The 6,320-nt window shown below is 30.8% G+C and carries 8 protein-coding genes, 1 rRNA gene and 1 pseudogene; 9 read left to right on the top strand and 1 reads right to left on the bottom strand.

Going from position 1 to position 6,320, the window contains the following annotated elements; genetic code table 11:
* Positions 1–105: ribosomal RNA gene (locus tag B3578_RS03290) — 16S ribosomal RNA — on the bottom strand; the annotation flags it as partial.
* Positions 106–832: 727 nt separating this feature from the next.
* Between B3578_RS03290 and B3578_RS03285 the strand changes: the two genes are divergently transcribed.
* The 9 genes and pseudogenes from B3578_RS03285 to B3578_RS03245 all read left to right on the top strand — a co-directional run bounded on the left by B3578_RS03285 (position 833) and on the right by B3578_RS03245 (position 5,577).
* Positions 833–964, top strand: a complete 132-nt coding sequence (locus B3578_RS03285) for a transposase (protein WP_114999214.1) — start codon at positions 833–835, stop codon at positions 962–964.
* 100 nt (positions 965–1,064) lie between these two features.
* Positions 1,065–1,742 carry a tyrosine-type recombinase/integrase gene (locus B3578_RS03280; protein ID WP_125350815.1) on the top strand — a complete coding sequence of 226 codons (678 nt, stop codon included), beginning with the start codon at positions 1,065–1,067 and terminating at the stop codon, positions 1,740–1,742.
* 88 nt (positions 1,743–1,830) lie between these two features.
* The gene (locus tag B3578_RS03275; RefSeq protein WP_068599366.1) at positions 1,831–2,085 is read left to right on the top strand and encodes a type II toxin-antitoxin system Phd/YefM family antitoxin; all 255 of its coding nucleotides are present in this window, start codon (positions 1,831–1,833) and stop codon (positions 2,083–2,085) included.
* Positions 2,086–2,343 carry a Txe/YoeB family addiction module toxin gene (locus tag B3578_RS03270; protein ID WP_219035457.1) on the top strand — a complete coding sequence of 86 codons (258 nt, stop codon included), beginning with the start codon at positions 2,086–2,088 and terminating at the stop codon, positions 2,341–2,343.
* Positions 2,344–2,532: 189 nt separating this feature from the next.
* Positions 2,533–2,861 (top strand): annotated as a pseudogene (locus B3578_RS03265) (ArsR/SmtB family transcription factor).
* A gap of 59 nt (positions 2,862–2,920) precedes the next feature.
* Positions 2,921–3,388, top strand: a complete 468-nt coding sequence (locus B3578_RS03260; RefSeq protein WP_219035447.1) for a DUF6428 family protein — start codon at positions 2,921–2,923, stop codon at positions 3,386–3,388.
* 16 nt (positions 3,389–3,404) lie between these two features.
* Positions 3,405–4,019 (top strand): low molecular weight phosphatase family protein, encoded by a 615-nt coding sequence (locus B3578_RS03255; RefSeq protein WP_291047026.1) that lies wholly within the window; start codon positions 3,405–3,407, stop codon positions 4,017–4,019.
* Between the two features lie 3 nt (positions 4,020–4,022).
* On the top strand, positions 4,023–5,057 hold the full coding sequence (gene arsB, locus B3578_RS03250) for an ACR3 family arsenite efflux transporter (protein ID WP_291047024.1): 1,035 nt from the start codon (positions 4,023–4,025) through the stop codon (positions 5,055–5,057).
* Between the two features lie 118 nt (positions 5,058–5,175).
* Positions 5,176–5,577, top strand: coding sequence for a hypothetical protein (locus B3578_RS03245; RefSeq protein ID WP_291047022.1), 402 nt, complete (start codon positions 5,176–5,178; stop codon positions 5,575–5,577).
* Positions 5,578–6,320 lie beyond the last annotated feature (743 nt).

Here is a 6,320-nt window from a genome sequence, read left to right as displayed (position 1 = left end):
CCCGTGCGCCGGTCTCTAGTTAGCAAGCTAACTATACCCCTCGGCTTGCATGTGTTAAGCCTCCCGCTAGCGTTCATCCTGAGCCAGGATCAAACTCTCCATTGTAAATAATTTTGTTTGGTACGTAGTACCTGTTTTTTACAACTTCGAATTTCCTATAGCTCCATTATTCAAGGATTGACTTCGTTTTATTCGGCTATTTTTTCTTCTGTATATTTTATAATTTCAAATGAACTTCTCATCTTAGCAAAACCTCTCGATATTTGCGGTTGCAAAGGTAATACTTATTTTTTTAACTAACAAAATTTATTTTGATAAATTTTAAAGTTTTTATTTCAATAAGTCAATTCTTACTTTCACTCCAAAAACCCCTTTCGGAATCGGTTTGCAAAGGTAAAACTTATTTCTAAACTCACAAATTTATTTTTAAATAATTTTGTCGCTATACAAGTCCTTATGTCAATTTCAATACTACTCGTCTTTCGTATTGTGATTGCAAATATACAACCCATTTTTCCGAACTTCCAAACTCATTTTACAATTAATTTACATTCTTCTCTTAAGTTGCTGGTACAATGGGAAATATTTTTTGAGAATTTTAGATGTGAGAAGTGAGATACGAGGTTTTTGACGAGAAAAGCACGCTTTTTGAGTTACTATTTTGGGTTTACGAGAGGAAGATTGCGCGACAGTAAGCCATTTTTACGCTCATTACGCTAAATTGACTCTCGCCTTTTCAGCAAGTTTTCTATATGAAATTTCAAAGCTATCATGTTTTTAATTGTAGAAATTTGTTTTATTTCATAATCTAATTGTCTCTTTCAAGATTTGAATGGACAGTTATCTAAATAATATTAATAACAACAGAGCAATGATTCGCTATTGCAATAACTGTTTGGATATTCGTTTATTTTTAGGTCATGATTTAAACGAAAAACTACCTTGGCATTCCACAATTGGTTAAACTTGCGTCCTTTTTGGTAAAGAAGCTTTCTTACAGTTATTTCAATTTGTTCATAAATTACTAATGTTAGTTTTAATACAAATGTTCAATTTTAGCCATAATGTTTAAAGATGCCATTCGTGAAGAAATCATCAGTTTAAATACTTACCCATTTGCAAGTGTACGAATCAAAAAAGCCAAGAGTACAAGATTGTTTTTAAACAAAGAACAAATCGAGCAGCTAAAAAATCACAAGAGTTCATTTGGTCAAACAGATACCTATTTCAGAGATATGTTTATTTTTTCTTGTTATGCCGGAGGATTGCGTTTTAGTGATGTCGTTACCTTACAATGGAAAAACTATGATGAAAACGAACAACGTATCAGATTAAACATCCGTAAAACTAAACGTTCACATCAATTCAAGGTAGGTCAATCTGCTTTAGAGATTTTAAACAAATACAAAAAAGAAACTTCCGAACCAGATGATTTTATTTTTCCAATCATTTCAGAAGCTAATTTCTTCGAACAATCCAACGAATACCAACTAAAAGTAATCGGTAGCAAAAATGTTTTATGTGGTCAGAAATTGCGTAGAATGGGCAAAGAATTAGAATTTCCATTCTCATTATCTTTTCATTTAAGCCGACATACATTTGCAACCCAAGCCTTAGCTAACGGTATGCGTATTGAGTATGTATCAAAACTTTTAGATCACTCTGATATTGGAACAACTCAAATTTATGCTAAAATCGTAAACGAAGAATTAGACAAAGCAGTAGAGCAATTCATTGAATAGTAAATGTTTATTTTAAAATGATGTAAGAAGATAGATTTTTAAAATCAAAATATTGTACATATATTTGTACATAATAAAATACAAGATTATGATAATAGCAAGTGTTTCAGATTTCAGAAAAGATATTAAATCTTACTTAGATAGAGTTTCGAAGAATTTTGAAACCTTAATCATCAACAGAGGGAAAGATTCTGGTATTGTTGTAATGTCTTTAGAAGAGTACAATTCATTAATGGCTACAAATCATGAATTATCTTCTCGTATCAATGAGTCAAGATTAGATGCTGCCATTGAAAAATTAAAAAGTAATCAATCTTTTGAAAGAGAATTAATCGAGGAATAGATGAAATATATTTTCGTAGATGAGTCTTGGGAAGATTATTTATTTTGGCAAAAAACCGATAATAAAAAAGTAAAACGCATCAATGATTTATTGAAAGATATTTCACGTACTCCTTTTACTGGTATTGGGAAACCAGAACCATTAAAACATAAATATTCAGGTTTCTGGTCACGTAGAATAGACGAAGAACATCGTTTAATTTACAAGTACGAAGATAATCAGATATTAATTGCAAAGTGCCGTTTCCATTACGATTAAATAATCCATTTTAAGATATAAATAAGATAGAATTCTGTTAGGTTGTAAAACGTAACAGATTTTTTTTTATGCCAAAATCGTAAACGAGAAATTAGATAAAGCAGTAGAACAGTATATTGAATAATTAATATTAAATAATTTTAGTATTTATAAAACATATCGTAATATTGCAATGATAATAAATCAATAATGGGAATAACTAAATCGGAAATCTTCACTGACGAGCAAAATAAACTAGCTACTTTATTCAAGGTATTAGGACATCCTGCTCGTGTGGCTATTATTCAGCATATCATCAAACAGAATGCGTGTATCTGTACGGATTTGGTGGATGAATTAGGTTTGGCACAAGCTACTATTTCTCAACATTTAAAGAATTAAAAAGTATCGGAATTATTCAAGGTTCCATCGAAGGAAAATCGGTTTGTTATTGTATTGATGAAAAGGTTTGGGTTGCAATTCAGAATGAGTTTTCTAACTTTTTTAATCAAAATGTCAAAATAGAGAAATGCTGTTAAGGCGTTTTTTTGAAATAAAACATCGTAATATTGCGATTAAAAATAAATAATTAAAGCATATGAAACTGTCAAGAATTAAAGAAATCTTACCAACATTAGAAAATGTTGAATTTCAATTAGAGGATGGTACTTTCGTACCAGAACATTTCCACGTTACAGAAGTGGGAGAAATCACAAAGAAATTTATTGATTGTGGTGGAGTTATTAGAAATGAAAAAGTAGTAAACTTTCAACTGTGGAATGCAGACGATTACGAACATCGTTTAAAACCAGGTAAATTGTTAAATATAATTCGCTTATCCGAAAACAAATTAGGTATTGAAGATGCCGAAATTGAAGTAGAATATCAGTCGACTACAATTGGTAAATACGATCTTGAATTTAATGGAAAACATTTCATTTTAAAAAATAAAAAAACAGCTTGTTTAGCGGAAGATGCTTGCGGTATTCCCGTTGCAACTGAAAATAAATTTAGAGTGAAAGAAGAAAAATCTTCTTGTTGCACACCTAATTCTGGTTGTTGTTAATTTTTTGATGTAGATAATGAATAGTACATTAAAAACAACAGTATCAGAAATACTAAATTTCAATTTTATAGACGACCAAAGGAAAGCTAATTTGCAACCTTTGGTTGTTTATATTCAAGAAAAATTCAATCGTAAGGAAGCTATAAATCTCAACTTTATTTGTACGCACAATTCACGCAGAAGTCATTTAGCTCAGATATGGGCACAATTCGCTGCTGCTTATTATAATATCCAAAATATCAATTGTTATTCAGGAGGTACACAAGAAACAGCTTTGTTTCCAAAAGTAATTGAAACGCTAAGCAATCAAGGTTTTCAAATCTTTAAAATTACAGATAGTAATAATCCTATTTATGCGATAAAATATGATGAGAATAGTTCACCAATTATCGGTTTTTCTAAGAAATATAATGATGCATTCAATCCCATTTCAAATTTCGCAGCGATTCTAACTTGCTCCCAAGCAGATGAAGGTTGTCCTTTTATATCCGGTGCTGAAAAGCGAATTCCCATTACTTACGAAGATCCTAAAATTTCGGATGATACAACCGAACAAACCGAAGTTTACAAACAACGCAGTTTTCAAATCGCAACTGAAATGATGTACATATTTTCACAAATCACTAAATAAACGATGCAACCAAAACTAAAATTCCTAGATAGATACCTAACCTTATGGATTTTTATCGCCATGGTTTTAGGTGTTACAATTGGCTATATCTTTCCAAATATGTCTGTTTTAATAGAGCGTATGAGCGTGGGTACAACCAATATACCTTTAGCTTTAGGATTGATAATAATGATGTTTCCGCCATTAGCCAAAGTAGATTATTCTTTATTACCACAAGTATTTAAAAACAAAAAAGTAATCGGAATATCCTTAATCTTAAACTGGATAATTGGTACAGTTTTAATGTTTGGTTTGGCAGTTCTATTTCTTCACGACGAACCGGATTATATGTCGGGATTAATTCTCATTGGATTAGCACGATGTATTGCGATGGTAATCGTTTGGAGCGATTTAGCGAAAGCTAATAGAGAATACACAGCAATGCTAGTCGCACTAAATAGTATATTCCAAGTGTTAAGTTATAGCTTTTTAGTTTGGCTATTTATCAACATATTACCAAGCAAATTAGGCTTAGCTAATTTTAATGTTTCGGTTTCAATGATAGAAGTAACACAAAGTGTAATGATCTATTTAGGTATTCCATTCTTAATAGGTTTTATCACGCGATTCACTTTAATTAAAAAGAAAGGTATAGAATGGTACAATCGTGTATTCGTACCCAAAATATCTCCCATAACACTCTATGCATTATTATTTACCATTGTGGTAATGTTTAGTTTAAAAGGCGATAAAATACTTGAATTACCTTTAGACGTTATTAAAGTAGCAATCCCATTAGTTATATATTTTGCACTAATGTTCTTCATCAGTTTTTTTATCAATAAAGCAATGAAAGTTCCTTATGATAAAAATGCATCCATATCTTTTACAGCTACCGGCAATAATTTCGAATTAGCCATTGCCGTTTCTATTGCAATATTTGGGATTCATTCACCACAAGCATTTGTAGGAGTTATTGGTCCGTTGGTCGAAGTTCCGGTGTTAATACTTTTAGTAAAAGCAAGTTTGTGGCTGAAAAGGATATATTATAAAGAATAGAGCAATACATCGAATAAGAAAGTAAATAATGTCGTTCGCGACACATTTTGTCATTATAAAGTTTTAATTTACATTAAATTACCTTAAAAAATGTTTAATGACTAAAACTTAATCTACTATGGCGTATTTGATAAAAGAAGCTGTACAATTCAAAGAATTGACGAAGGTTGCTTTACACAACGTAAACCTCGATAACTGTTACAAACAAGCTTTGTATCTCATTGATGAAGGATTCAGGTATTGGTTTAACAACGAAGAAATTAAAAACATCAACCAAAACAACGAGCAATACCAAATCAAATCCCCAGAAGAAGAATTGCTATTAACCTGGTTCGAAAAAGCTGATAAAGAAACAGCAACAGCTTTTCTTAACACTACGCAAATAGCTACAAGGTTAGCTTATTTTGGGAATATCAACATCAACAATTCAACCGTCATCCAATTGGGTAAAGCATTAAAGAAACACGGTTTTATGAGAATCTCTAAAAATGGTTCGTACGTCTTGCAGTCAAAGAATTAGCATACGATCAAGTACAGAAAGAGAATAAAACATTGGAAGAAAAATAAATTCGGCTTCTAAAACGATACCGTTAAGAAAATGAATATTGAGAAGGATAAGAATAAATTACCGACTGAAAGGAGCGATTTAATTTATTCCCGAATCAATATTCATTTTTAGGTTAATCGTTTTACAGCCTTGACTTTTTTGATTCGTTTTTGTGTCAAGACAAATCCATAAGATTCATGAATACAATATTCTTAAAATAATAAAGCCATGAATAAAAAATAACATATAAAAACAAAGTCTAATATCTCAAGTGTTTTCTGATTACAAGACAAAATGAAAACAAAGAACAAATCATTCGCTAACAAACTCAAAAAAAATAGAGTATCGGCATCTAAATCAAAATGGCATAACAATTTACAGACGAGTGTCAATCCATTGAGAGAAGCGCAAAAATGTTTACCGACCATCGGGAGTGATTTAAACATTTTAGTGAAACGAAATGATGATTGACCGGCGAGAATTGAAGCCTTGATTTTTTGATTACTTTTTTATCAAGAAAAAAGTAATTAATAAAATGAACATAATAATAGCAAACATCTCAAATGTTTTTGTATCAAGCCAAATCCAAAGGATTCATGAATACATTATTCATAAAACAATAAACCAATGAATAAAAAAAGAACATACAATAACAAAAGTCTAATAACTAACATCTCAAATCTCAATACTATGAGTGTCGTACTTCATGACTTCGT

It is taken from the genome of Empedobacter sp. UBA1574, from assembly GCF_002322895.1.
GTDB lineage: Bacteria > Bacteroidota > Bacteroidia > Flavobacteriales > Weeksellaceae > Empedobacter > Empedobacter falsenii_B.
Note: the sequence above shows the minus strand (reverse complement) of the source record. Positions and strands in the feature narration are given on the sequence as shown.

Excerpts from the sequence above, each read along its gene's own strand:
- B3578_RS03260 (WP_219035447.1), top strand. The coding sequence starts at position 2,921 with ATGAAACTGTCAAGAATTAAAGAAATCTTACCAACATTAGAAAATGTT.
- B3578_RS03275 (WP_068599366.1), top strand. The coding sequence starts at position 1,831 with ATGATAATAGCAAGTGTTTCAGATTTCAGAAAAGATATTAAATCTTAC.
- B3578_RS03255 (WP_291047026.1), top strand. The coding sequence starts at position 3,405 with ATGAATAGTACATTAAAAACAACAGTATCAGAAATACTAAATTTCAAT.
- B3578_RS03270 (WP_219035457.1), top strand. The coding sequence starts at position 2,086 with ATGAAATATATTTTCGTAGATGAGTCTTGGGAAGATTATTTATTTTGG.
- B3578_RS03245 (WP_291047022.1), top strand. The coding sequence starts at position 5,176 with ATGGCGTATTTGATAAAAGAAGCTGTACAATTCAAAGAATTGACGAAG.
- B3578_RS03285 (WP_114999214.1), top strand. The coding sequence starts at position 833 with ATGGACAGTTATCTAAATAATATTAATAACAACAGAGCAATGATTCGC.
- B3578_RS03280 (WP_125350815.1), top strand. The coding sequence starts at position 1,065 with ATGTTTAAAGATGCCATTCGTGAAGAAATCATCAGTTTAAATACTTAC.
- arsB (WP_291047024.1), top strand. The coding sequence starts at position 4,023 with ATGCAACCAAAACTAAAATTCCTAGATAGATACCTAACCTTATGGATT.